The 24,770-nt window shown below is 69.1% G+C and carries 18 protein-coding genes and 3 tRNA genes; 11 read left to right on the plus strand and 10 right to left on the minus strand.

What is annotated here, in order from left to right; translation table 11 throughout:
* Positions 1-255: 255 nt before the first annotated feature.
* The 3 genes from CCZ27_RS07380 to pgsA all read right to left on the minus strand — a co-directional run bounded on the left by CCZ27_RS07380 (position 256) and on the right by pgsA (position 1,123).
* Positions 256-329, minus strand: a tRNA-Cys gene (locus CCZ27_RS07380).
* A gap of 73 nt (positions 330-402) precedes the next feature.
* A tRNA-Gly gene (locus tag CCZ27_RS07385) sits at positions 403-478 on the minus strand.
* 69 nt (positions 479-547) lie between these two features.
* Positions 548-1,123, minus strand: a complete 576-nt coding sequence (gene pgsA / locus CCZ27_RS07390) for a CDP-diacylglycerol--glycerol-3-phosphate 3-phosphatidyltransferase (RefSeq protein WP_096446929.1) — start codon at positions 1,121-1,123, stop codon at positions 548-550.
* 216 nt (positions 1,124-1,339) lie between these two features.
* Here pgsA and CCZ27_RS07395 point away from each other — a divergent pair.
* A tRNA-Gly gene (locus CCZ27_RS07395) sits at positions 1,340-1,415 on the plus strand.
* Positions 1,416-1,612: 197 nt separating this feature from the next.
* Here the strand turns inward: CCZ27_RS07395 and CCZ27_RS07400 are convergent.
* The 3 genes from CCZ27_RS07400 to CCZ27_RS07410 form a co-directional block, all read right to left on the minus strand.
* A complete protein-coding gene (locus CCZ27_RS07400; protein ID WP_096446931.1) occupies positions 1,613-2,905 on the minus strand; it encodes a type II toxin-antitoxin system HipA family toxin in 1,293 nt (430 codons plus the stop codon).
* The gene (locus CCZ27_RS07405) at positions 2,905-3,228 is read right to left on the minus strand and encodes a helix-turn-helix domain-containing protein (RefSeq protein ID WP_096446933.1); all 324 of its coding nucleotides are present in this window, start codon (positions 3,226-3,228) and stop codon (positions 2,905-2,907) included. The genes CCZ27_RS07400 and CCZ27_RS07405 overlap by 1 nt, the downstream gene beginning before the upstream one ends.
* Before the next feature lie 179 nt (positions 3,229-3,407).
* Positions 3,408-4,871, minus strand: coding sequence for a short-chain fatty acyl-CoA regulator family protein (locus CCZ27_RS07410; RefSeq protein ID WP_096446935.1), 1,464 nt, complete (start codon positions 4,869-4,871; stop codon positions 3,408-3,410).
* 161 nt (positions 4,872-5,032) lie between these two features.
* Here CCZ27_RS07410 and prpC point away from each other — a divergent pair, with 161 nt between their 5' ends.
* The 6 genes from prpC to CCZ27_RS07440 all read left to right on the plus strand — a co-directional run bounded on the left by prpC (position 5,033) and on the right by CCZ27_RS07440 (position 15,326).
* Positions 5,033-6,187, plus strand: a complete 1,155-nt coding sequence (gene prpC, locus CCZ27_RS07415; protein WP_096446937.1) for a bifunctional 2-methylcitrate synthase/citrate synthase — start codon at positions 5,033-5,035, stop codon at positions 6,185-6,187.
* A 213-nt stretch (positions 6,188-6,400) separates the two neighbouring features.
* Complete coding sequence (gene acnD, locus CCZ27_RS07420) at positions 6,401-9,007, plus strand: Fe/S-dependent 2-methylisocitrate dehydratase AcnD (protein WP_096446939.1); 2,607 nt, start codon at positions 6,401-6,403, stop codon at positions 9,005-9,007.
* A 14-nt stretch (positions 9,008-9,021) separates the two neighbouring features.
* Positions 9,022-10,209: a 2-methylaconitate cis-trans isomerase PrpF gene (gene prpF, locus CCZ27_RS07425; protein ID WP_096446941.1), complete on the plus strand. Its 1,188-nt coding sequence runs from the start codon at positions 9,022-9,024 to the stop codon at positions 10,207-10,209.
* 27 nt (positions 10,210-10,236) lie between these two features.
* Positions 10,237-11,097, plus strand: coding sequence for an isocitrate lyase/PEP mutase family protein (locus tag CCZ27_RS07430; protein ID WP_096446943.1), 861 nt, complete (start codon positions 10,237-10,239; stop codon positions 11,095-11,097).
* A 61-nt stretch (positions 11,098-11,158) separates the two neighbouring features.
* A complete protein-coding gene (locus CCZ27_RS07435) occupies positions 11,159-14,620 on the plus strand; it encodes a pyruvate carboxylase (protein ID WP_096446945.1) in 3,462 nt (1,153 codons plus the stop codon).
* Positions 14,621-14,735: 115 nt separating this feature from the next.
* Positions 14,736-15,326, plus strand: a complete 591-nt coding sequence (locus CCZ27_RS07440) for a GntR family transcriptional regulator (RefSeq protein WP_157748476.1) — start codon at positions 14,736-14,738, stop codon at positions 15,324-15,326.
* A 98-nt stretch (positions 15,327-15,424) separates the two neighbouring features.
* On the opposite strand, the gene CCZ27_RS07445 is transcribed toward CCZ27_RS07440, so the two are convergent.
* From CCZ27_RS07445 to CCZ27_RS07460, 4 genes are all read right to left on the minus strand, one after another.
* Positions 15,425-16,123, minus strand: a complete 699-nt coding sequence (locus tag CCZ27_RS07445; RefSeq protein ID WP_096446949.1) for an anaerobic ribonucleoside-triphosphate reductase activating protein — start codon at positions 16,121-16,123, stop codon at positions 15,425-15,427.
* Between the two features lie 13 nt (positions 16,124-16,136).
* On the minus strand, positions 16,137-16,334 hold the full coding sequence (gene nrdD / locus CCZ27_RS07450; RefSeq protein WP_096446951.1) for an anaerobic ribonucleoside-triphosphate reductase: 198 nt from the start codon (positions 16,332-16,334) through the stop codon (positions 16,137-16,139).
* Positions 16,335-16,364: 30 nt separating this feature from the next.
* A complete protein-coding gene (locus CCZ27_RS07455) occupies positions 16,365-18,395 on the minus strand; it encodes a ribonucleoside triphosphate reductase (protein WP_096446953.1) in 2,031 nt (676 codons plus the stop codon).
* 111 nt (positions 18,396-18,506) lie between these two features.
* Positions 18,507-19,952, minus strand: a complete 1,446-nt coding sequence (locus CCZ27_RS07460) for a helix-turn-helix domain-containing protein (protein WP_096446955.1) — start codon at positions 19,950-19,952, stop codon at positions 18,507-18,509.
* Between the two features lie 180 nt (positions 19,953-20,132).
* Between CCZ27_RS07460 and CCZ27_RS07465 the strand changes: the two genes are divergently transcribed.
* Genes CCZ27_RS07465 through CCZ27_RS07480 form a run of 4 tightly spaced genes read left to right on the plus strand, consistent with a single transcriptional unit; the run spans position 20,133 to position 24,753 of the window.
* Positions 20,133-21,647 carry a CoA-acylating methylmalonate-semialdehyde dehydrogenase gene (locus CCZ27_RS07465; RefSeq protein ID WP_096446957.1) on the plus strand — a complete coding sequence of 505 codons (1,515 nt, stop codon included), beginning with the start codon at positions 20,133-20,135 and terminating at the stop codon, positions 21,645-21,647.
* A gap of 19 nt (positions 21,648-21,666) precedes the next feature.
* Positions 21,667-22,827, plus strand: a complete 1,161-nt coding sequence (locus CCZ27_RS07470; protein ID WP_096446959.1) for an acyl-CoA dehydrogenase family protein — start codon at positions 21,667-21,669, stop codon at positions 22,825-22,827.
* The gene (locus CCZ27_RS07475) at positions 22,824-23,612 is read left to right on the plus strand and encodes an enoyl-CoA hydratase (RefSeq protein ID WP_096446961.1); all 789 of its coding nucleotides are present in this window, start codon (positions 22,824-22,826) and stop codon (positions 23,610-23,612) included. The genes CCZ27_RS07470 and CCZ27_RS07475 overlap by 4 nt, the downstream gene beginning before the upstream one ends.
* 10 nt (positions 23,613-23,622) lie before the next feature.
* Positions 23,623-24,753 (plus strand): enoyl-CoA hydratase/isomerase family protein, encoded by a 1,131-nt coding sequence (locus CCZ27_RS07480; protein WP_096446963.1) that lies wholly within the window; start codon positions 23,623-23,625, stop codon positions 24,751-24,753.
* Positions 24,754-24,770: the final 17 nt, after the last annotated feature.

A 24,770-nucleotide genomic window follows, 5' to 3' on the forward strand; every position in this document is an offset into this window, starting at 1 on the left:
AGCGGATTGGTTGCACGCGTCATCGATTCGAATGTTCGCGCAAATCGGCGGCGGCGTGGCGGAAATCGATGGGCGGCGCCACCGGTTTCACGGCCTTGCGCCCTGGGGCGGCGAGGGCCACCGAGTGCATCGCGGGCCTCGGGTGTCGGCCGACTTCGTGGGGCGCACCTGCAGGCTCTGGAACGGAAACGCAGGGCGGGATACGGACGCAAAAAGCAGAAAACCCGCGCCGGGCGGGTTTTCTGCTCGATCTACTGGAGGCGCGACTCGGAATCGAACCGGGGTACACGGCTTTGCAGGCCGCTGCATAACCACTCTGCCATCGCGCCATGATCTGCTGGCCGGCTGCCGGTCCGTCTGGCCTGCCGAGGGAACGAGCGGCATGCTCGATCCAGGAATGCTTGGAGCGGGAAACGAGTCTCGAACTCGCGACCTCAACCTTGGCAAGGTTGCGCTCTACCAACTGAGCTATTCCCGCTCGGGAAAGACCGCCATTATAGTTAGCGAAACCCGCCTGTCAACCGGAAATCCATTCCGGATCGGCCGCTCACTCCGCGTCGTGCTGCGTCAGCAGCGGCAGCGCGCGGTGCAGATAGTAGCCCATTGACCACAGGGTGAGCGCCGCCGCGACGTAGATCAGGATGCTGCCGAGCAGGCGCACGTCGATCGACAGCACCGGCGCATCGAACAGCAGCAGCGGAATCGCCGCCATCTGCGCCGCGGTCTTGAGCTTGCCGATGTAGGCCACCGCGACGCTCGCCGAGCGTCCCACCCTCGCCATCCATTCGCGCAGCGCCGAAATGGTGATCTCGCGGCCGATGATCACCACCGCGATGATGGCGTCGACCCGCGCGAGCTGGACCAGCAGGATGAGCGCCGCCGCCACCATCAGCTTGTCCGCCACGGGATCGAGGAAGGCGCCGAAGGCCGAGGTCTGGTGCAGCGCCCTCGCCAGGTAGCCGTCGAACCAGTCGGTGACCGCCGCGATGACGAAGAGCAGCGTCGCCAGTTCGTTGCGGTGAGTCGTGGTCATCCAGCTCTCGGGCAGGTAGAAGATCCCGACGAACAGCGGAATCAGCGCGATGCGCGCCCAGGTCAGGGAATTGGGAATATTGAATGGCATGCGGGGCGGCGCGGATTCTTGTCTTTGTTACGGCTGGAAGTATATCAGCGGCCCGGGCACACATCGCGCGGCAGGCCCGTCGCGCCTGTCCGGGCCGGCGCGACGATCGATGCGTCTGCAGGGGACCCGCCGGAGCAGATTCCCTGCAGGACGAGCGCTTTTCCACGAGCGGGTTGACTGCAGGGGAAGATCGGCTAGAATGCCGCCCTTCACCACGCGGGAATAGCTCAGTTGGTAGAGCGCAACCTTGCCAAGGTTGAGGTCGCGAGTTCGAGACTCGTTTCCCGCTCCAGAATTTGTTCTGCAGCAGTTCCACTGAGTGCTGCAAGTTATTGAAAAATGGGGCGAAAGCCCCATTTTTCATTCTGACCAAGTCCGCCGGAGCCTGCCCACGGCCGCGACTTCGCAGTCCATTTTCCAGTCCATGTTTGCGGGGACGGCGGACCCGGATTCCTGTCGGCGGAGCGAGAGGCGCGTGACGGGCATCCGTCATCGTCTCAGCAGCATGGCGGCTGCGTCCATCTGCCCATGCTCGAAGGCCGGCGCGAAGTCGTCCAGCTCGGCTGCGCGCAACCCCACTTCCGGGCCGAGCGCGACCTGCCGCCAGTTCGACACGGCGGCATGTACCTCGGCCAGCACGGCCAGGGCCAGTTCCTCATCCAGTGCGAAGTAGGGCGCGCGGGCCAACAGCATCTGCACGTCGGTGATCGGCCCGTCCTGCTCCGACAGCCAGGTCTTGGATTCCCGGTCCTTGTCCGGAAACGGGTTGATGTCGAAGGCTGGCGCCAGACGCCACTGGCCGTGTGCCACGTGCAGGAAGCCGTGGTTCTGCAGGTGATCGTCTACGTTGGTGATCAGCAGGTTGAATGCCAGCCGGCGCCAGAGCTGCCGCACGTCCTGCGTGGGCGCATGGCCGTGGGTGCGGATGGCGTCGGCGATCTCGGTGTAGCTGCGATCCTCCTCGCGGGATGCCTGCAGCAGGGACGCGGCGGACTGGTACGGGATGCGGCCATCGGCCTCGTCACGGTCGAACCGGCCGATGACGGCCACCGGTACCTCGCCCAGCGACACGATGCGGGCGGGCGCGGCGTCGATCCCCGCCTGTACCGCCAGTTTCAGGGCCAGCACTTCACCGCGGGTGACGCTGCGCGTGTCGCCCACACTCGGAAACTTGCCGATGGCGAGCCGGCCGTCCTCGGCCACCATCGTGCACTTGGGCCGCATGCCGCCCAGCGAGGTGCCCTTGCCCTGCAGGTAGCGCAAATCCTCCGCAGTCTCCTGGCCGCGCTCCACGGCGCGGCTGGCCTGGAAGACACGCTCCAGTTCGATCAAGGGCGGGGTGCTGCGCCGACCGGCCGCCACCGTCCGATGCCAGGTTCCATCCGGGCCGCGCATGCGCAGTGCGCCGACGCGGCTGAAGTCGTCCACCGCCAGCAGGTAGTCCAGCTCGGTGAGGGCCGGCAGCTTCGGATCGTCCTTGCGGCGCCTGGCATGGTCGCGGGCGATGACGCGCCGGCCCCAGGCGTCCGGCGCCGTGTCGGCGATCGCACCGTGGAATACCGAATCGTGCGGCGAGGCCGCCTTGTGCGGCTGATGGCCCGGCATCAATTGCAGATCGGCCGACACATTGAAGCATGCCGGGCTGGCCAGCCAGCCTTGATCATAGGCGAAGGCGCTGTTTTCCCGCCGTCCCTGGCGGACATAGACGAGCGAGCCCACCGGCAGACCGGCCTTGCCGATGCAAAGCTGGAGCTGTCGGCGAATCGGTGCCACAGCCGTCATCACAGTGCTCCCGAGGTGCCGGGCTTGCTGCGCACGCGCTTGGGCAGGCGCTCATCCATCAGCGTCAGGCCGATCTCGTCGTTTGGCGTGTCCAGCAGATGCGCCAGCGCCTGGATCTCGCCGAACACATGCAGCGCGCGGGCGAAGAAGTGGATGGGTACCCGCACGTCGCCTTTTTCCATGCGACGCACGGTGGACAGGGATGCACCCATGCGCTCGGCCAGCGATGCCTGGGAGATGTGACGCCGCCGGCGGGCAAGGGAAATGTCGCTGCCGAGCTTCTGGATGGCGCGCTCGACGGGCAAAGGGACGGGGGAGTCCAATTTAAACGCTCCCTTCAGGGCGTTAAATGAGCAATATTGATTCCATGAGAGACATTATATGGAAAGCGTCTGCCGCTCTACAATAAACGCTTCTGTCAGGATTTTCTGGTCAGCATTCGCATGGCATCGGGATGAATCCGCCGCCCGGCCGCGGGTTTCATGTTCCTGGCCGGTGGGCGTCACGGCTTTTCCACGTCCGCGGCGGCGGCATAGGGTTCGAAGCGGCTGCGGTCGGGGTCGGCGGCCAGCCGGGTGCCGACCGGCGGGAAGGCGCGCTGCGGGCATGACGGGCGCTCGCAGACCTTGCAGCCGGCGCCGATCGGCGTGCGCGCCTGGGGGTCGTCCAGTTTCAGGCCCCGCGAGTACACCAGGCGCGGTGCATGGCGGAGGTCGCAGCCCAGGCCCACGGCGAAAGTCTTCTCCGGGCTGCCCCAACTGCCGCGGCGATGTACGACGGTGCGCGCGATCCACAGGTAGGTGCGGCCGTCCGGCATGGTCGCGAGCTGGGTCAGGATGTGGTCGGGCTGGGCGAAGGCTTCGTATACGTTCCACAGCGGACAGGTGCCGCCCACGCGCGAGAAATGGAAATCGGTGGCGGACTGGCGCTTGGAGATGTTGCCGGCCCGATCGACCCGCACGAAGATGAACGGCACCCCGCGCGCCTGCGGCCGCTGCAGGGTGGACAGGCGATGGCAGACGGTTTCGAAGCCGACGCCGAAACGGCGCCCGAGGCGGTCGATGTCGTAGGCGAGCGCTTCGGCGGCGGCGAGAAAGCGCCCGTAGGGAAGGATCAAGGCGCCGGCGAAGTAGTTCGCCAGGCCGATGCGGGCGAGCACGCGCGCCTCGTCGCCGAGGAATCCGCCTTCCGCCACCAGGCGTTCGATTTCTTCGTTGGCCTCCAGGAAGGCAAGCTGGGTGGCCATCTGGAAGGCCCGCTGGCCGGCGTCGAGCAGCGGCGACAGGCGCAGGACGCCGCGCGCCGCGTCGAATTCCCTCAGCGGCGCGAATTCCGTCTCCGCTTCGGCAGCCCCGCCTGCCGGCCCGGTGACGGCGATGCGGTGTACGTCGGCCAGCCGTGCCGACAAACCCAGGTCGATGCGGCCCGGCTCCAGCTTCCAGTCGTCGAAACAGCGTTCGGCGAGCGCATCCAGGCTGGCGACGTGGTTGTGGCGGGCGTAGAAGAAGTCGCGCACTTCCTCGTAAGGCATGGGCGTGGTCGCCGCCAGCGCGCCGCGGTCCTCGCCCAGGCGGGCGGCATAGGCGGCAAGGCGCTCGTCCGCTTCGCGCCGCTGCCGGTCCAGCGTCAGCAGGGCGCGTGCGAGCGCGGGCATCTGGCTCGCGAGTTCGCGGATCTCGGCCAGCGACACGGCCTCGCCGGTCGCCGCCATCAGGCCGGCGTCTCCGAGCACGTCGCGCAGTTCGGCCACCAGGCGGCCTTCGTCGTCGTCGGAGAAACGCTGCACGTCGACGCCGAGCGTCGCGCTGATGCGCAGCAGCACCGGCACGGTGAGCGGGCGCTGGTTCTGCTCGATCTGGTTGAGATAGCTCGCGGATATGTCGAGCAGGCGGGCCAGGGCCGCCTGGGTGAGGCCGCGTTCCTCGCGCAGGCGCCGCAGGCGCACCCCGGTAAATACTTTCTTCATCGCAAGTCCAGTCAGAGAGTGTTCGCAAGATTCGCAAAATTGCAGCGAACCATTCGCAAATCAACGCCAATTCAGGCATTTACGGTGTTTTTGAGATGCGTATATTGCGAACGAAGTCGCGCAATTGCAAACCCTTCCCTCTGTTTCAACCGGAGCGCAGCATGAGCACCCAACTGGAAAGCAGCTTCAAGCCGAAGAAATCCGTCGCCCTGTCCGGTGTCACCGCCGGCAACACCGCCCTGTGCACCGTCGGCAAGACCGGCAACGACCTGCACTACCGCGGCTACGACATCCTCGACATCGCCGAACGCTGCGAATTCGAGGAAGTAGCCCACCTGCTGGTGCACGGCAAGCTGCCCAACCGGGCCGAACTGCGCGCCTACAAGGCCAAGCTCAAGGCCATGCGCGGCCTGCCGGCGAGCGTCAAGGAAGCGCTGGAGCGCCTGCCGGCCTCCGCCCATCCGATGGACGTGATGCGTACCGGCGTGTCGGCGCTCGGCTGTGTGCTGCCGGAGAAGGACGACCACAACACGCCGGGCGCGCGCGACATCGCCGACCGCCTGATGGCATCGCTCGGCTCCATGCTGCTGTACTGGTACCACTGGTCCACCAAGGGCCAGCGCATCGACGTCGAAACAGATGACGACTCCATCGGCGCGCACTTCCTGCATCTGCTGCACGGCGAAAAGCCGTCCGCGCTGTGGGAGCGGGCCATGCACACCTCGCTGATCCTGTACGCTGAGCACGAATTCAACGCCTCGACCTTCACCGGCCGCGTCATCGCCGGCACCGGCTCGGACGTGTATTCGGCGATCACCGGCGCGATCGGCGCGCTGCGCGGCCCGAAGCACGGCGGCGCCAACGAGGTGGCCTTCGAGATCCAGAAGCGCTACGACAACCCCGACGAGGCCGAAGCCGACATCCGCCGCCGCGTGGAGAGCAAGGAAGTGGTGATCGGCTTCGGCCACCCGGTCTATACCGTCAGCGATCCGCGCAACGAGGTCATCAAGCGCGTGGCGCGGCAACTGTCGGAGGCGGCCGGTTCGACCAAGATGTTCGACATCGCCGAGCGGCTGGAAAAGGTCATGTGGGAAGTGAAGCAGATGTTCCCCAACCTCGACTGGTTCAGCGCGGTGAGCTACCACATGATGGGCGTGCCGACGGCGATGTTCACGCCGCTGTTCGTGATCGCGCGCACCAGCGGCTGGGCGGCGCACATCATCGAGCAGCGCCAGGACAACAAGATCATCCGCCCGAGCGCCAACTACGTCGGCCCGGACGATCTGGCCTTCGTGCCGATCGAGGATCGCCACTGAGCCCCTATTTTTCTCCCCTCTCCCCTCGCGGGAGAGGGGCCGGGGGAGAGGGGAGCGCTGAGCCAGTTTCCAACGCAGCCCCCTCTCCCTAACCCGCTCCGCGCCCCGGCGCTGTGGCCTGCCGGCCACAGCGCGCTCCAGCGGGCGAAGCAGTGCTTCGCTTTTCCGCCTCCGCCCCGCAAGGGGAGAGGGAGCCAGGACAAACTACGCGCCATGAATACACGCTATCGCAAATCCCTATCCGGCACGTCGCTGGACTACTTCGATGCCCGCGCAGCGGTCGAAGCCCTTCGCCCCGGCGCCTGGGCCACGCTGCCGTACACCGCCCGCGTGCATGCCGAGAACATCGTGCGCAAGGCCGACCCGGCGATCATCGACGCCTGCCTGCTGCAACTGATCGAGCGCAAGCGCGAACGCGACTTCCCGTGGTTCCCCGCCCGCGTGGTGTGCCACGACATCCTCGGCCAGACCGCGCTGGTCGATCTCGCCGGCCTGCGCGACGCCATCGCCGACCAGGGCGGCGATCCGGCCGCGGTGAACCCGGTGGTGCCGGTGCAGCTCATCGTCGACCACTCGCTGGCGGTGGAATGCGGCGGCTACGACCGCGAAGCCTTCGCGAAGAACCGCGCCATCGAGGACCGCCGCAACGAGGACCGCTTCCACTTCATCGACTGGACCCGGACCGCCTTCGACAACGTGGACGTGATCCCGGCGGGCAACGGCATCATGCACCAGATCAATCTGGAGAAAATGTCGCCGGTGATCCAGGTGCAGGACGGCGTGGCCTTCCCCGACACCTGCGTCGGCACCGACAGCCACACCCCGCACGTGGATGCGCTGGGCGTGATCGCGGTGGGCGTGGGCGGGCTGGAAGCCGAGAACGTGATGCTCGGCCGCGCGTCGATGATGCGCCTGCCCGACATCGTCGGCGTGGAACTCTCCGGGCGGCCGCAGCCCGGCATCACCGCCACCGACGTGGTGCTGGCGCTGACCGAGTTCCTGCGCCGCGAGAAAGTCGTCGGCGCCTACCTGGAGTTCCACGGCGCGGGCGCCGCCGCGCTCACCATCGGCGACCGCGCGACCATCTCCAACATGTGCCCGGAATACGGCGCCACCGCCGCGCTGTTCTACATCGACCAACAGACCCTCGATTACCTGAAGCTCACCGGCCGCAGCGACGAGCAGGTGAAGCTGGTCGAAACCTACGCGAAGACCGCCGGCTTCTGGGCCGATACGCTGGAAACCGCGCAGTACGAGCGGGTGCTGAAGTTCGACCTCTCCACCGTCGTGCGCAACCTGGCCGGCCCCAGCAACCCGCACCGCCGCCTGCCCACCTCGGCGCTGGCCGAGCGCGGCATCGCCGGCAATCTGCGGGAAGCGCGCGAGCAGGAAGCCGCCGGCCTGATGCCGGACGGCGCGGTCATCATCGCCGCCATCACCTCCTGCACCAACACCTCCAACCCGCGCAACGTCATCGCCGCCGGCCTGCTGGCGCGCAAGGCGCGCAAGCTGGGCCTGAGGCGCAAGCCGTGGGTGAAGACCTCGCTGGCGCCCGGCTCCAAGGTGGTCGAGCTGTATCTGAAGGAAGCCGGCCTGCTGGAAGATCTGGAGGCGCTGGGCTTCGGCATCGTCGCCTTCGCCTGCACCACCTGTAACGGCATGAGCGGCGCGCTCGATCCGAAGATCCAGCAGGAGATCGTCGACCGCGACCTCTACACCACCGCCGTGCTGTCGGGCAACCGCAACTTCGACGGCCGCATCCATCCGTATGCCAAGCAGGCGTTCCTCGCCAGCCCGCCGCTGGTGGTGGCCTACGCCATCGCCGGCACCATCCGCTTCGACATCGAGCAGGACTGGTTCACCATCAGCGCCGGCCAGGGTGTCCGGCTGAAGGACATCTGGCCGTCGGACGAAGAGATCGACGCCGTCCTGGCGCAGGCCGTCAAGCCGGCCCAGTTCAACCAGGTCTATGTCCCGATGTTCGAGAAACGCGCCGCCGAACGCGCTGCGTCGCCGCTCTACGACTGGCGTCCGCAATCCACCTACATCCGCCGTCCCCCATACTGGGAAGGCGCGCTCGCCGGCGAACGCACGCTGCGCGGCATGCGTCCGCTGGCGCTGCTGCCGGACAACATCACCACCGACCACCTGTCGCCGTCCAACGCCATCCTGCCCGACAGCGCCGCCGGCGAATACCTGGCGAAGATGGGCCTGCCGGAAGAGGACTTCAATTCCTACGCCACCCACCGCGGCGACCACCTCACCGCCCAGCGCGCCACCTTCGCCAATCCCAAGCTGTTCAACGAGATGGTGAGGAACGCGGACGGCAGCGTGCGCCAGGGTTCGCTCGCCCGCGTCGAGCCGGAGGGAAAAGTGATGCGCATGTGGGAAGCCATCGAGACCTACATGAACCGCCGCCAGCCGCTGATCATCGTCGCCGGCGCCGACTACGGCCAGGGCTCCAGCCGCGACTGGGCGGCCAAGGGGGTGCGCCTGGCGGGTGTGGAAGCCATCGTCGCCGAAGGCTTCGAGCGCATCCACCGCACCAACCTGATCGGCATGGGCGTGCTGCCGCTGGAGTTCAAGCCCGGCACCGACCGCAAGACCCTCGGCCTCGACGGCACGGAAGTCTATGACGTGGTCGGCGAGCGCGCGCCGCGCGCCGACCTGGCGCTGGTGATCCATCGCCGGAACGGCGAGACCGTCCGGGTGCCGGTCACCAGCCGCCTCGATTCCGACGAGGAAGTGTCGATCTATGAGGCCGGTGGCGTGCTGCAGCGCTTCGCCCAGGACTTCCTCGCCTCGTCGCAGGCCGCCTGACCGGAGCACATCCCATGAGCCATCCAACCCAGATCAGGATCCCCGCCACCTACATGCGCGGCGGCACCAGCAAGGGCGTGTTCTTCCGCCTGCAGGACCTGCCGCCCGCGGCGCAGGTACCGGGCGCGGCGCGCGACAAACTGCTGCTGCGCGTGATCGGCAGCCCCGACCCCTACGGCAAGCAGATCGACGGCATGGGCGGGGCCACGTCGAGCACCAGCAAGACGGTGATCCTGTCGAAAAGCGAACGCCCGGACCACGACGTCGATTACCTGTTCGGTCAGGTCTCCATCGACAGCGCCTTCGTCGACTGGTCCGGCAACTGCGGCAACCTGTCGGCGGCGGTCGGCGCCTTCGCCATCGCCGGCGGGCTGGTCGATGCCGGTCGCGTACCGCGCAATGGCGTCGCCACGGTGCGCGTCTGGCAGGCCAACATCGGCAAGACCATCGTCGCCTACGTGCCCATCACCGATGGCGACGTGCAGGAAACCGGCGACTTCGAACTGGACGGGGTGACTTTCCCGGCCGCCGAAGTGCAGCTCGAATTCCTCGACCCCGCAGACGAAGGCGAGGACGGCGGCGCGATGTTCCCCACCGGCAACGTGGTGGACGACCTGGAAGTGCCGGGCGTCGGGACCTTCAAGGCCACGCTGATCAACGCCGGCATCCCGACCATCTTCCTCAACGCGGCGGACATCGGCTATACCGGCACCGAACTGCAGGACGCCATCAACGGCGACGCCCGGGCGCTGGCGATGTTCGAGACGATCCGCGCTCACGGTGCCGTGCGCATGGGCCTGATCCGCGACGTGAGCGAGGCCGCCGGCCGCCAGCACACGCCCAAGGTCGCCTTCGTCGCACCGCCGGCGGACTACACCGCGTCCAGCGGCAAGGCCGTGCGCGCCGCCGACATCGACCTGCTGGTGCGCGCGCTGTCCATGGGCAAGCTGCACCACGCGATGATGGGCACCGCGGCGGTGGCCATCGGCACCGCCGCGGCCATCCCCGGCACCCTGGTCAATCTCGCCGCCGGCGGCGGCGAGCGCCAGGCGGTGCGCTTCGGCCATCCGTCCGGGACGCTGCGCGTCGGCGCCGAGGCGAAGCTGGCCGGGGGCCAGTGGCAGGTCACCAAGGCCATCATGAGCCGCAGCGCCCGCGTGCTGATGGAAGGCTGGGTGCGCGTGCCCGGCGACGCTTTCTGATTCCCCTCCGAGAAAAAAGGAACAAGCATGTCCACCCGCAAGACCCTCAAGGCACTCGCCGAAGCCCGCCGTGGCGTGATCGTGCCGGGCGCGTTCAACGCCCTGTCCGCCAAGGTCGTCGAAGACCTCGGCTTCGAGGCCATCTACATCACCGGCGCGGGCGTCACCAACATGTGGTTCGGCATGCCGGACCAGGGCTTCATGGGGCTGGCCGAGATCGCCGACCACACCGCCCGCATCCGCAACGCGGTGAGCCTGCCGCTGATCGTCGATGCCGACACCGGCTTCGGCAACGCGCTCAACGTCTATCACACCGTGCGCACGCTGGAACGCGCCGGTGCCGACTGCATCCAGCTCGAAGACCAGGTCGCGCCCAAGCGTTGCGGCCACTTCAGCGGCAAGGACGTGATCAGCACCGAGGAAGCGGTGAGCAAGATCAAGGCCGCCGTGGATGCCCGCCGCGACGGGAGCCTGCTGATCATGGCGCGCACCGACGCTGCCGCCGTGCATGGTTTCGAGGCTGCCGTCGAACGCGCCGCGCGCTTCGCCGAGGCCGGCGCCGACATCCTGTTCGTCGAGGCGGTGACCACCGCCGAGGAAATCCGCGAACTGCCCCGCCGCCTGCCGCGCCCGCAACTGATGAACATGGTGATCGGCGGCAAGACGCCGATCTTCAACGCCACCGAGCTGGGCGAACTGGGCTACGGCATCGTGCTGTATGCCAACGCCGCGCTGCAGGGTGCGGTGGCCGGCATGCAGAAGGCGCTGACCGTGCTGCGCGACGAGAAGGAAGTGAAGGAGTCGAGCGGCCTGGTCGCGCCCTTCGCCGAGCGCCAGCGCCTGGTCGGCAAGCCCGAATGGGACGCGCTGGAAAAGCGCTATTCCTGATTCCGTCCGCAGTCCCCCTTCCGGGATGGGCTGCCGCCCATCCCGCACTGAAGAATCCCACATGAAGAACATCCGCAGCCTGCTGGTCGCCAATCGAAGCGAGATCGCCATCCGCGTGATGCGCGCCGCCGCCGAGCTGGGCATCCGCACCGTGGCCGTCTATGCGCGCGAGGACCGCTTCGCGCTGCACCGCTTCAAGGCCGACGAAAGCTATCTGGTCGGCGAGGGCAAGACGCCCATCCAGGCTTATCTGGACATCGACGACATCCTGCGCATCGCGCGCGAGGCGGGTGTGGACGCCATCCACCCCGGCTACGGCTTCCTGTCCGAAAACCCGGATTTCGCCGACGCCTGCGCCGCCGCCGGCATCGAATTCATCGGCCCCTCGCCCGAGGTCATGCGCACGCTGGGCAACAAGGTCGCGGCGCGCGATGCCGCCGTCGCCGCCGGCGTGCCGGTGATTCCGGCCACCGGCGCGCTGCCCGACGACCTCGATGCGATCAAGGCCCAGGCCGCCGCGATCGGCTATCCGCTGATGCTCAAGGCGAGTTGGGGTGGCGGCGGGCGCGGCATGCGGGCGATCGACAGCGAGGACGAACTCGCGGCCGCGGTCACCGCCGCGCGGCGCGAGGCCAAGGCCGCCTTCGGCAACGACGAGGTCTATCTGGAAAGGCGCATCGTGCGCGCCCGCCACGTCGAGGTGCAGGTGCTGGGCGACACCCATGGCCAGCTCGTGCATCTGTTCGAGCGCGACTGCTCGGTGCAGCGGCGCAACCAGAAGGTGGTCGAGCGGGCGCCCGCGCCCTATCTGGACGACACCCGGCGTGCCGAGCTGTGCGAGGCCGCGCTGCGCCTGTGCCGCTCCGTGGGCTACACCCACGCCGGCACGGTGGAATTCCTCATGGATGCCGACAGCGGCGCGTTCTACTTCATCGAGGTGAACCCGCGCATCCAGGTGGAGCACACCGTCACCGAGGAGGTCACCGGCATCGACGTCGTCAAGGCGCAGATCCGCATCAGCGAAGGCGCGCGCATCGGCGATGCGGCTTCCGGCGTGCCGGCGCAGGCGGACATCCGCCTCAACGGCCACGCGCTGCAATGCCGCGTCACCACCGAAGACCCGGACAAGGGCTTCGCGCCGGACTACGGCAAGCTCAGCGCCTACCGCAGCGCCGCCGGCTTCGGCATCCGGCTGGATGCGGGCACCGCCTACACCGGCGCGGTGATCACCCCGTACTACGACTCGCTGCTGGTCAAGGTCACCGCCTGGGGCCGCGACCCCGGCGAAGCGGCGCAGCGCATGGACCGCGCGCTGCGCGAATTCCGCATCCGCGGCGTCAGCACCAACCTCGCCTTCCTGGAGAACATCGTCGGCCACCCGGCCTTCCGCGACGGCAGTTGCACCACCCGCTTCATCGACGACACGCCGGAACTCTTCGCCACCACACCGCGCCAGGACCGCGCCACGCGCCTGCTCGAATTCATCGGCGAAGTGGTCGTCAATGGCAACCCGGAGATGAAGGGCCGCCAGGCCGCGCCGGCGCCCGCCCATGGCGACACCGCCCCGGTCTGGCCGGCCGCCAGCCTGGGCGCGCCGATCCCCGCCGGCAGCCGCGACCGCCTGCGCGAACTCGGCCCGCAGGGCTTCGCCGCATGGATGCGCGAGCAGCGCGCCGTGCTGCTCACCGACACGACGATGCGCGACGCCCACCAGTCGCTGTTCGCCACCCGCATGCGCACCGCCGACATGCTGCCGGCCGCGCCGCACTACGCGCGCGAACTGGCCGGCCTGCTGTCGCTGGAGTGCTGGGGCGGGGCCACCTTCGACGTGGCCATGCGCTTCCTCAAGGAAGACCCGTGGCAGCGCCTCGCGCAACTGCGCGAGCGCATCCCCAACATCCTGTTCCAGATGCTGCTGCGCGCCTCCAACGCGGTCGGCTACACCAACTACCCGGACAACGTGGTGCGCTTCTTCGTGCAGCGCGCGGCGGCCGAAGGCATCGATCTGTTCCGCGTGTTCGACTCGCTCAACAACGCCGACAACATGCGCGTGGCGATGGACGCGGTGAATGAAGCCGGCGCCCTGTGCGAAGCCGCGCTGTGCTACACCGGCGACCTGTTCGACGCGCGGCGCGACAAGTATTCGCTCAAGTACTACGTCAATCTGGCGAAGCAGTTCGAACGCGCCGGCGCCCACATCCTCGGCATCAAGGACATGGCCGGCATCTGCCGCCCGCGCGCCGCCGCCGCGCTGGTCAAGGCGCTGCGCGAGGAAACCGGCCTGCCGGTGCACTTCCACACCCACGACACCAGCGGCGCCTCGGCGGCCAGCGTGCTGGCGGCCGTCGAAGCCGGCGTGGATGCGGTCGACGGCGCCGTGGATGCGATGAGCGGACTCACCTCGCAGCCTTCGCTCGGCGCCATCGTCGCCGCGCTCGACGGCGGCGAGCGCGCGCCGGCCGTCACCCTGGACCAGCTCCGCCCGTTCTCGCACTACTGGGAGGGCGTGCGCCGCCACTACGCCCCCTTCGAGGCCGACATGCGCGCCGGCACCGCCGACGTGTACCGCCACGAGATGCCCGGCGGCCAATACACCAACCTGCGCGAACAGGCCCGCGCGATGGGGCTGGAGCAGCGCTGGGAGGCCATCGCCCAGGCCTATGCGGACGTCAACATGCTGTTCGGCGACATCGTCAAGGTCACGCCCACCTCCAAGGTGGTCGGCGACATGGCGATCTTCATGGTCGCCAACGAACTCACGCCGGCCGACGTAGCAGACCCGGCACGCGAGATCGCCTTCCCCGAATCCGTCGTGCAGTTGATGCGAGGCGAACTCGGCCTGCCGCCGGACGGCTTTCCCGCCGAATTGCAGCGCAAGGTGCTCAAGGGCCAGGCGCCGCTCGCCGAACGCCCCGGCGCGGTGCTGCCGCCGGCCGACCTCGACGCCGCGCGCGCCAGCGCCGCCGAAGCCGCCGGCCGCGACATCGACGACAACGATCTCGCCTCCTGGCTGATGTATCCCAAGGTCTTCGCCGACTTCGCCCGCCACCAGCGCCGCCATGGCGACGTCTCGGTGCTGCCGACCCCGGTGTTCTTCAACGGGCTGGCCGAACGCGACGAGATCGACGTGCCGATCGACGCCGGCAAGACCCTGGCGGTACGCCTGGTCGGCCGCACCGAGCCGGACGACGACGGCATGGTCAAGCTCTTCTTCGAACTCAACGGCCAGCCGCGGCCGATCCGCATCGCCCGTGCCGGCCTCGTGCAGGCCGGGCGCAAGCACCCGAAAGCCGAGGACGGCAATGCCGCGCACCTGCCGGCGCCGATGCCCGGCGCGGTGGCGATGGTTGCGGTCGAGGCCGGCCAGCGCGTGAGGAAGGGGACGCCGCTGCTGTCGATCGAGGCGATGAAGATGGAAACCGTGCTGACCGCCGAGCGCGACGCCACCGTCGCCCGCGTCCGCGTCGCCCCGGGCGACCAGGTGGAAGCCAAGGACCTGCTGGTCGAGTTCGAGCCCGCATGAGAGCCCCCGCCCGGCTGCCCGAAGGAGAGCGTTCGTTCCAGGGCAGTCCAGCGGCCACATGCCGAACGCAAGACCCGTCGCCGTGCAGCGGCGCAGCCACCGGAGGACCGACACCATGAACGACGAACTGCTGCGCCCCCGGGCGCTCTTCCAGGCCATCGCCGACTCGGTGCGCGAACGCATCTTCACCCACGAACTGCCGCCCGGCAGCCTGCTCGACGAGGTCGCGCTCGCCACCGGCTATGGCGTCAGCCGCACGCCGGTGCGCGAAGCGCTGAAGGTGCTTGCCCACGAGGGGCTGGTCGCGATGGAACCGCGCCGCGGCTGCTGCGTCGCCGAATTCTCCGCAACCGACGTGGCCGCGCTGTTCGACGCGCTCGATCTGCTGGAAGCCTACGCCGTGCGCGAAGCCGCGAGCCGTGGCCTCGCCGCCGGCGCCGGGCTGGCGAACCATGCGAGCCTGCTCGAAGCCGCCGGCAACCGCTACGCCGCCGAGGCCATCACCCGCCTGCGCGAAAAGCTCCAGCTCGCCCTCGGCCCGGCCTACTGCCGCGGCGAGGCGGAATTTTTCGCACGCGCCGCTCCCGCGCTGTCCGCCGCCCTGGCACGGCACGACGCGGCTCAGGCGGAACGGACATGGCGCGACTACGCCGTCGCGCGCCGGGGGCTGGCCGGCCGCCCCGTCACGGTTGCCGCCGGTTCGTAGGGTGCCCGGGGCCGGGCGCCTCGCCCGGCGGAGCGCTGCCTTTGCGCGCCTGGCGCCTTTGCCTGCCGGTCCGGCAGGCCAACCGCGCGCTGCGCCGGCTAGGACTTCTCCGGCCGTGCGCCGTGCCGGCCCGACATTCCGTCGTTCTCTCCGCGGCTGCCGGACGGCACCTGTGCGCCGATGCCGTCGATGGAGACGGCCGGTTGGCCGGGGAGGCGGCAGGGCTGCACCTGCCAGCACCGCACGCCGCGCCGCTTCAGGCCGGCGCCGAGACGGTCGAGTTCGTCCCGGCCGAACAGGCCGGGGTGCCAGGTGGTGCGGCATTCGTGGTCGACGCCGCTGGCGAGCAGCAGATCGAGCGATTGGGACACCCGCCCGGCGCCGCCGGGGGTGGCGGTGACGGCGTCGTAGTGCTCGGCAGGCGCCTTGACGTCCAGCCCCACCCAGTCGAGCAGCGGCAGGACGGCGGCCAGGCGTTCCGGGTACATGCCGGCGCTGTGCAGCGCGGTCTCGAAGCCCAGGGCACGCACCGCGCGCAGGGCATCCGGCAGCGCCGCCTGCAGGGTCGGCTCGCCACCGGAGAACACCACGCCGTCGAGCAGGCCGCGGCGGCGTTCGAGGAAGGCCAGCACCTCGTCCCAGCGCAGCGCCGGTGGGGCGTCGGCCGGAATCAGCTGCGGGTTGTGGCAGTAGCCGCAGCGCCACGGGCAGCCCTGGCAGAACACCACCGCGGCCAGCCGGCCGGGGAAGTCGATGGTGGTGAGCGGCGTCAGGCCGCCCACGCGCAGCGGGTTCATGGCGCGGCAGGCGTCAGCCGCCGAGATCGCAGCGGCGCTCGGCGAAGAAGCGCCGTTCGGCGTGCTCGCCTTTCTTGCCGGTGTTGAAGCTCGCCACCGGGCGGTGGTAGCCCATCACCCGGGTCCACACCTCGCAGGGCTGGCGCTCCTCGTCGCTGAGGGTGACGGCATCGGCGAGACGACGGGTTTCGATCGCGGTGTTCATGTTCATGGTGCGGTTCCTCGTGAGGCGGAAAAGTGGTCAGGCGGCGAGCCGCGCCCGCTTCGCGGCCAGGCGTTCTTCGTCGCACTTCGGGCAGAAGGCATGCTCGCCGGCCAGGTAGCCGTGCGCCGGGCAGATCGAGAAGGTGGGCGTCACGGTGATGTAGGGCAGGCGGAAGTTCTCCAGCGCGCGGCGCACCAGGCGCTTGCACGCTTCGCCGCTGGACAGGCGCTCGCCCATGTAGAGGTGCAGCACCGTGCCGCCGGTGTACCTGGCCTGCAGGGCTTCCTGCCGGGCCAGGGCTTCGAAGGGGTCGTCGGTGAAGCCGGCCGGCAGTTGCGAGGAGTTGGTGTAGTAGGGCTGTTCGGCGGTGCCGGCCTGCAGGATGTCGGGCCAGCGCTTCTTGTCCTCGCGGGCGAAGCGGTAGGTGGTGCCTTCGGCCGGCGTGGCTTCGAGGTTGTACAGGTGGCCGGTCTCTTCCTGGAAGGCGGTGATGCGCGCGCGCACGTGGTCGAGCAGGCGCAGCGCGAAGGCGTGGCCCCACGCGGTGGTGATGTCCTCGGCATCGGCGCTGAAGTTGCGGATCATCTCGTTGATGCCGTTCACCCCCAGCGTGGAGAAGTGGTTGCGCAGCGTGCCGAGGTAGCGCTTCGTGTACGGGAACAGGCCCTGGTCGATCAGGCGCTGGATCAGCTTGCGCTTGATCTCCAGGCTGTCGCGGCCGATTGCCAGCAGGCGGTCGAGGCGGGCGAACAGCCCGGCCTCGTCGCCACGGAAAAGATGACCCAGGCGCGCGCAGTTGATCGTCACCACGCCCAGGCTGCCGGTCTGCTCGGCGCTGCCGAAGAGGCCGTTGCCGCGTTTGAGCAGTTCGCGCAGGTCGAGCTGCAGGCGGCAGCACATCGACCGCACCATGTTGGGCTGCAGCTCGGAATTGACGAAGTTCTGGAAGTAGGGCAGCCCGTACTTGGCCGTCATGTCGAACAGCAGCGCGGCGTTGTCCGACTCCCAGGGAAAATCCGGGGTGATGTTGTAGGTCGGGATCGGGAAGGTGAACACCCGGCCCCTGGCGTCGCCGGCCGACATGACCTCGATGTAGGCGCGGTTGATCATGTCCATCTCGGCCTGCAGCTCGCCGTAGCTGAAGGGCATTTCCTCGCCGGCGATGATCGGGATCTGCGCCTTCAGGTCGTCCGGGCAGGTCCAGTCGAAGGTCAGGTTGGTGAAGGGCGTCTGCGTGCCCCAGCGCGAGGGCACGTTGAGGTTGTAGATCAGTTCCTGGACGTTCTGGCGCACCGCTTCGTAGCGCATGCCGTCCTTGCGCACGAAGGGCGCCATGTACGTATCGAAGGACGAGAACGCCTGCGCCCCCGCCCATTCGTTCTGCATGGTGCCGAGGAAATTCACGATCTGCCCCACCGCGCTCGACATGTGGCGCGGCGGCCCGGCCTCGACCTTGCCCGGCACGCCGTTCAGCCCCTCGTGCAGCAGCGTGCGCAGCGACCAGCCCGCGCAGTAGCCGGACAGCATGTCGAGGTCGTGGATGTGGATGTCGCCCTCGCGGTGCGCGGCGCCGACCTCGGGCGGATAGACGTGGGACAGCCAGTAGTTGGCGGTGACCTTGCCGGCGACGTTGAGGATCAGCCCGCCGAGCGAATAACCCTGGTTGGCGTTGGCATTGACCCGCCAGTCGGCGCGGGTGAGGTATTCGTTGACCGAGGCTTCCACGTCCACCTGCACCTTGCGCTCGCCGCGCAGCACGGCGTGCTGCTCGCGGTAGACGATGTAGGCGCGCGCGGTGGCGGTGAAGCCGTCGGCGATCAGGGTTTCCTCGGCCAGGTCCTGGATCTGCTCGATGCTCACCGCCTGCCGGCCGAAACGGTGCCCCAGCACCCGGAGCACGCGGGCGGTGAGCCGGCCCGCCTCGTCGTCGCCGTATTCGCCGCTGGCGTTGCCCGCGCGGCGCAGCGCGGAACGGATCTTGGCGGCCTCGAAGGCCACGCGCCGGCCATCGCGCTTGATCGTGTCGCGCGGCAGGGTGGCGAGGTCGGGCTGGGCCGGGTCGTGCATGTTACTCACCTCAATGAATACTAAATGTGGTGATATTTTTAGCAGAACACACTAAATGTTGATTTGACCTCCCTCAAAAATGGACGAATCCGGCCTGTCCGCCGAATGCCTTCAGGATGCATCGGCGCATTCATCGGCTGCGCCTTCGAAGCGGTAGGACACCAGGGATTCGACGTCCACGCCCGTCTCCAGCGGCCGGCCGGCGGGCGGGAAGGCGCGCTGCACGCAGCCGGTGCGCGGGCACACGCGGCAGCCGGGGCCGATCGGCACCACGTTGCGCGGCGACGCGAGGTCGAAGCCGTCGGCATAGACGAGGTGCCGGGCGTGGGACAGCTCGCAGCCCAGGCCGATGGCGAACAGCTTGCGCGGCGCCAGGTAGGCGCCGCCGCCGCGGCCGATGGTGCGCGCCAGGCCGAAGAAGCGCGAGCCGTCCGGCATTTCCGCGATCTGGGTGAGGATCTCGCCGGGACGGGTGAAGGCGTCGTGCACGTGCCATAGCGGGCAGGCGCCGCCGTGGCGGGCGAAGTGGAAGGCGGTGGCGCTCTGGCGCTTGGAGATGTTGCCGGCCTGGTCGACGCGCACGAGGTAGAAGGGCACGCCGCGCGCGCCGCTCCGCTGCAAGGTGGACAGCCGGTGGCAGACGGTCTCGAAGCCGACGTGGAAGCGCCGCTGCAGCGCCTCGATGTCGTAGCGCGCGGCGCGCGCCGCGGCGAGGAAGTCTCCATAGGGCAGCAGCAGCGCGCCGGCGAAGTAGTGCGCCAGGCCCTGGCGCGCGAGCGCGCGGCTCTGTTCATCGACGATTCCACCGGTGTCGATCTCCGCGTCGATGGCATCGTGGTGGGCGACGAGCGCGAGCTGGGTGGCGAGCTGGAAGGACTGCTGCGCGTCGGTCAGCCCGGCGGCCACCTGCAACCGCTGCCGGCGGGCGTCGAAGCGGCGCAGCACGCCGGCCGCCGTGTCCAGCGCCGTCACCTCGATGCGATGGCGTTGCCGCAGCAGCTCGCGCAGCCTCGCGGCGCGTTCGCCGGGCCGCAGTGCGAGTTCCTGCGCCAGCGCCTCGGCGAGCGCATCCAGCGCGTCGATGTGGTTGTTGCGGCGGTTGAAGAAATCGCGCACTTCCTCGTGCGGCAGCGGCGCCAGCGGGGTGGGCAATTGCTCGCCGTAGAAGCGGTCGACCATCTGCGCGTACTCGTCCTGCAACCGCAGGTGGCGCTGGGCGAGGCCGACGAAGGCGGCGGCCAGTTCGGGCACCTGTTCCACCATGCGCAGAAGCTGGGCCTGCGTGGCGTCCTCGCCAACCAGCGAGCGGTCGCGGAACAGCCCCTGCAGTTCGCCGAGCAGGCGCTTGTCCTGGTCTTCCGAGAACTCGCCGACGTCGCAGCCGAACACCTCGACCAGCTTCAGCAGCACGGTGGCGCTGACCGGGCGCTGGTTGTTCTCCAACTGGCACACGTAGCTGAGCGAGATGCCCAGCCGCGTGGCCATCGCCGCCTGGTTCAGCGCGGCCTGTTCGCGCAGGCGGCGCAGGCGCGCGCCGATGAAGAGCTTGCGGTTCAAGAAAGTCCCCTCCGGATTCACAACATTCGCGGAATCACGCTCCGGGTTGCGAATTTATTTACAACATTTCTCTTTTACATCAATAGCTTATTGTTGATTTGGAAGGCTGTAAATACGATGGCTCCGAGCGTGCCGGAAAGTCCCGGACGCCCCGCAGAAAACCGACCGAGGAGACACCCCGTGAGCCAAGCGCCCAGCCCGAGCATCCCCACCGTCAAGCTGCTGATCGGCGGCGAATTCGTCGAATCGCGCACCACCGAATGGCGCGACGTGGTCAATCCCGCCACCCAGCAGGTGCTGGCGCGGGTGCCGATGGCCACCGCCGACGAACTGAACGCCGCGGTGGCGGCGGCGAAGAAGGCTTTCGCGGGCTGGCGCAGGACGCCGATCGGCGCCCGCGCGCGCATCTTCCTGAAGTACCAGCAACTGATCCGCGAACACATGAAGGAGGTGGCGGCGATCCTCACCGCCGAGCAGGGCAAGACCCTGCCGGACGCCGAGGGCGACGTGTTCCGCGGCCTGGAGGTGGTGGAGCACGCCGCCAACATCGGCACGCTGCAACTGGGCGGGCTGGCCAACAACGTGGCCACCGGCGTCGACACCTACACCCTGCTGCAGCCGATCGGCGTGTGCGCCGGCATCACGCCCTTCAACTTCCCGGCGATGATCCCGCTGTGGATGTTCCCGATGGCCATCGCCTGCGGCAACACCTTCGTGCTCAAGCCGTCGGAGCAGGACCCGCTGTCCACCATGCGGCTGGTCGAGCTGGCGGTGGAAGCCGGCATCCCGCCCGGTGTGCTCAACGTGGTGCATGGCGCGGCGGACGTGGTAAACGGCCTCTGCGACCACCCGGACATCAAGGCGGTGTCCTTCGTCGGCTCGACCCGCGTCGGCACCCACGTCTACAACCGCGCCACGCTGGCCGGCAAGCGCGCGCAGTGCATGATGGGGGCCAAGAACCACGTCGTCGTGCTGCCGGACGCGCACAAGGAACAGACCCTCAACGCGCTGGCCGGCGCGGGCTTCGGCGCCGCCGGGCAGCGCTGCATGGCGTCGTCGGTGGTGGTGTTCGTCGGCGAATCGGCGCAATGGCTGCCGGAACTGGTGGCGCGCGCCCGCACGCTCAAGGTGAATGCCGGCCACGAGGCGGGCGCCGACCTCGGCCCGGTGATCTCGCGCACGGCCAGGGCGCGCATCCTCGAATTGATCGCCGCCGGTGTGCAGGAAGGCGCCACGCTGGAACTGGACGGCCGCAACCCGCGCGTGCCCGGCTATGCCGACGGCAACTTCGTCGCGCCCACGCTGTTCTCCGGCGTCAAGCCCGGCATGCGCATCTACGACGAGGAAATCTTCGGCCCGGTGCTGTGCACGATGGCGGTCGATACGCTGGACGAGGCCATCGCGCTGATCAACGCCAATCCCAACGGCAACGGCACCGGGGTATTCACCCGGTCCGGCGCGGCCGCGCGCAAGTTCCAGGAAGAGATCGACGTCGGCCAGGTGGGCATCAATGTGCCGATCCCGGTGCCGGTGCCGCTGTTCTCCTTCACCGGTTCGCGCGCATCCAAGCTCGGCGATCTGGGGCCCTACGGCAAGCAGGTGATCCTGTTCTACACCCAGACCAAGACCATCACCGCGCGCTGGTTCGACGACGACGTGGTGGCGCCGGTGAACACCACCATCAGCCTCAAGTAAGCCGGCCCGGAGCATCGCCATGGACTTCGAACTGTCCGAAGACCAGCGCGCCTTCCGCGACACCGCGCGCGAATTCTCCCGGCGCGAGTTCGCGCCGCAGGCCGCGCGCTGGGACGCAGAAGGCATCTTTCCGGTGGACGCGCTGCGCCATGCCGGCGAACTCGGCTTCTGCGGCCTCTACGCCCTGGCCGAATACGGCGGCCTAGGCCTGCCGCGGCTGGACGCCGGCATCGTGTTCGAGGAACTGGCCGCCGCCTGCCCGTCCACCACCGCCTATCTCACCATCCACAACATGGCCACCTGGATGGTGACCCGCTTCGCCCGGCCCGAGATCGCCGCCGAATGGGGGCCGCGGCTGGCCTCGGGCGAACTGCTGGCCTCCTACTGCCTGACCGAGCCGGGCGCGGGCTCGGATGCCGCCTCGCTCACTACCCGCGCGCAACGGGACGGCGGCCACTACGTGCTGGATGGCACCAAGGCCTTCATCTCCGGCGCCGGCGCCACCGGCGTGCTGGTGGTCATGGCGCGCACCGGCGAGGCCGGACCGAAGGGTATTTCCGCCTTCCTGGTGGCGGCGAACAGCCCCGGCATCGGCTACGGCAAGAAGGAGCACAAGATGGGCTGGAACAGCCAGCCCACCCGCAGCATCGCCTTCGACGGCGTGCGCGTGCCGGCCGCCCACCTGCTGGGCGAGGAAGGCGAAGGCTTCGCCATCGCTATGCAGGGGCTGGACGGCGGGCGCATCAACATCGCCACCTGCTCGGTGGGCGCGGCCCAGGGCGCGCTCGCCGCCGCGCTCGCCTACGTGCAGGAGCGGCGCCAGTTCGGCCGCCCGCTGGCGGACTTCCAGGCGCTGCAGTTCAAGCTCGCCGACATGGGCACGGAACTGGTCGCCGCACGCCAGATGGTGCGCCTGGCCGCCAGCCGGCTCGATGCCGGGGCGGCGGACGCCACGCTGTACTGCGCCATGGCCAAGCGCCTGGCCACCGACCTGGGCTTCGCCATCTGCAACGAAGCGCTGCAGATCCACGGCGGCTACGGCTACATCCGCGAATACCCGCTGGAACGCTACCTGCGCGACGCGCGGGTGCACCAGATCCTCGAAGGCACCAACGAAATCATGCGCGTCATCATCGCCCGCCGCCTGCTCGCGCACACCACCACGGAGATCCTCCAATGAGCAAACACACCTACCCCGGCCTCGAACTCGAGAAGCGCGGCCACACCGCCATCCTCACCCTGGCCAACCCGCCGGCCAACACCTGGACGCAGGAAAGCCTCGCCGCGCTGGTCGAGGTGGTCGAGGCGCTCAATGCCGACCGCGAGATCTACAGCCTGGTGGTGACCGGCCAGGGCGAGAAGTTCTTTTCCGCCGGCGCCGACCTCAAGGTCTTCGCCGACGGCGACAAGGCGGTCGCCGCCGGCATGGCGCACCACTTCGGCCGCGCCTTCGAGACCCTGGCCGCCTTCCGCGGCGTGTCCATCGCCGCGCTCAACGGCTACGCCATGGGCGGCGGGCTGGAATGCGCGCTGGCCTGCGACATCCGCATCGCCGAGGAACAGGCGGTGCTCGCGCTGCCCGAAGCCGCCGTGGGCCTGCTGCCCTGCGCCGGCGGCACCCAATGGCTGTCGTGGATGGTGGGCGAAGGCTGGGCCAAGCGCCTGATCCTGTGCGGCGAGCGGCTCGATGCGGCCACCGCGCTGCGCATCCGGCTGGTCGAGGAGGTGACCGGACGCGGCGAGGCGCTGACCCGCGCGCTGGAACTGGCCAAATCGGTCGAGCGCCAGAGCCCCACCAGCGTGGCCGCCTGCAAGCGCATGATCCAGGCCGCGCGCCACATGCCGCCGGGCGAAGCCCTGCCGGGCGAGCGCGCCGCGTTCGTGAAGCTGTTCGACACCGCCGACCAGCACGAGGGCGTCACCGCCTTCCTCGAAAAACGCACGCCGATGTGGCGCAACGCCTAAGGAGCCGCCGATGGACGAGTGCGTGATCCTGCGCGAAATCCCCACCGCCTGCGGGCGGCGCTTCGGCCACGCCACGCTGAACGCGCCGAAGAGCCTCAATGCGCTGTCGCTGGCGATGATCGACCGCCTCGCGCCGCAGTTCGACGCCTGGGCGGCCGACCCCGGCATCGTCGGCGTGCTGCTCGACGGCACGGGCGAGAAGGCTTTCTGCGCCGGCGGCGACGTGGCCGCGCTGTACCGCGCGATCAAGGCCGCGCCGGAAGGCGAGGCGCCGCCGGAAGCCGCCACCTTCTTCGAGCGCGAATACCGCCTCGACTACCGTATCCACACCTACCCGAAACCCATCGTGTGCTGGGGCCAGGGCATCGTCATGGGCGGCGGCATCGGCCTGATGGCGGGCGCCTCGCACCGCGTCGCCACGCCCACCACGCGCATGGCGATGCCGGAAATCGGCATCGGCCTGTACCCGGACGTGGGCGGAAGCTGGTTCCTGCGCCGCATGCCGGGGCGCACGGGCCTGTTCCTCGCGCTCACCGGCACGCCGCTCAACGCCGCCGATGCGCGCTTTGCCGGGCTGGCGGACGTCATCGTCGCCGACGGGGAACGCGAACGCCTGCATGGATTGCTCGCCGACACCCGCTGGGACGCGCCGGACGCGGCCGGCAGCGCGGCGAACCATGCCCGCCTGGGCGCGCTGCTCGACCGCCTGGCGCTCGCCGACGGCGTGCCGGCGTCGCCGCTGCGCGAACACTTCGACCGCATCGAGACGCTGATCGGCCACGACGGCCTGGCCAGCCTCGGCGCACGCCTGACCGCGCTCGCCGACGACGCGGACCCCTGGCTCGCCACCGCCGGCAAGACCTTCGCCAGCGGCGCGCCCAGTTCCGCCCACCTCGCCTGGGCACTGTGGCAGCGCGTGCCGCGGCTGTCGCTGGCCGAGGTGTTCCGCCTGGAATACCTGGCGTCGGTGGCCTGCACCGTGCATGGCGACTTCGCCGAGGGCGTACGCGCGCTGCTGATCGACAAGGACCGCAAGCCGCGCTGGCGCCATGGCGGCCTCGCCGAGGTCGGCGGGGACTTCGTCGCCGACCACTTCCGGCCCCGCTTCGCCGGCCCGCACCCGCTGGCCGATCTGGCCTGACACCATCGAGGAGACAC

Source organism: Thauera sp. K11 (assembly GCF_002354895.1).
Lineage (GTDB): Bacteria > Pseudomonadota > Gammaproteobacteria > Burkholderiales > Rhodocyclaceae > Thauera > Thauera sinica.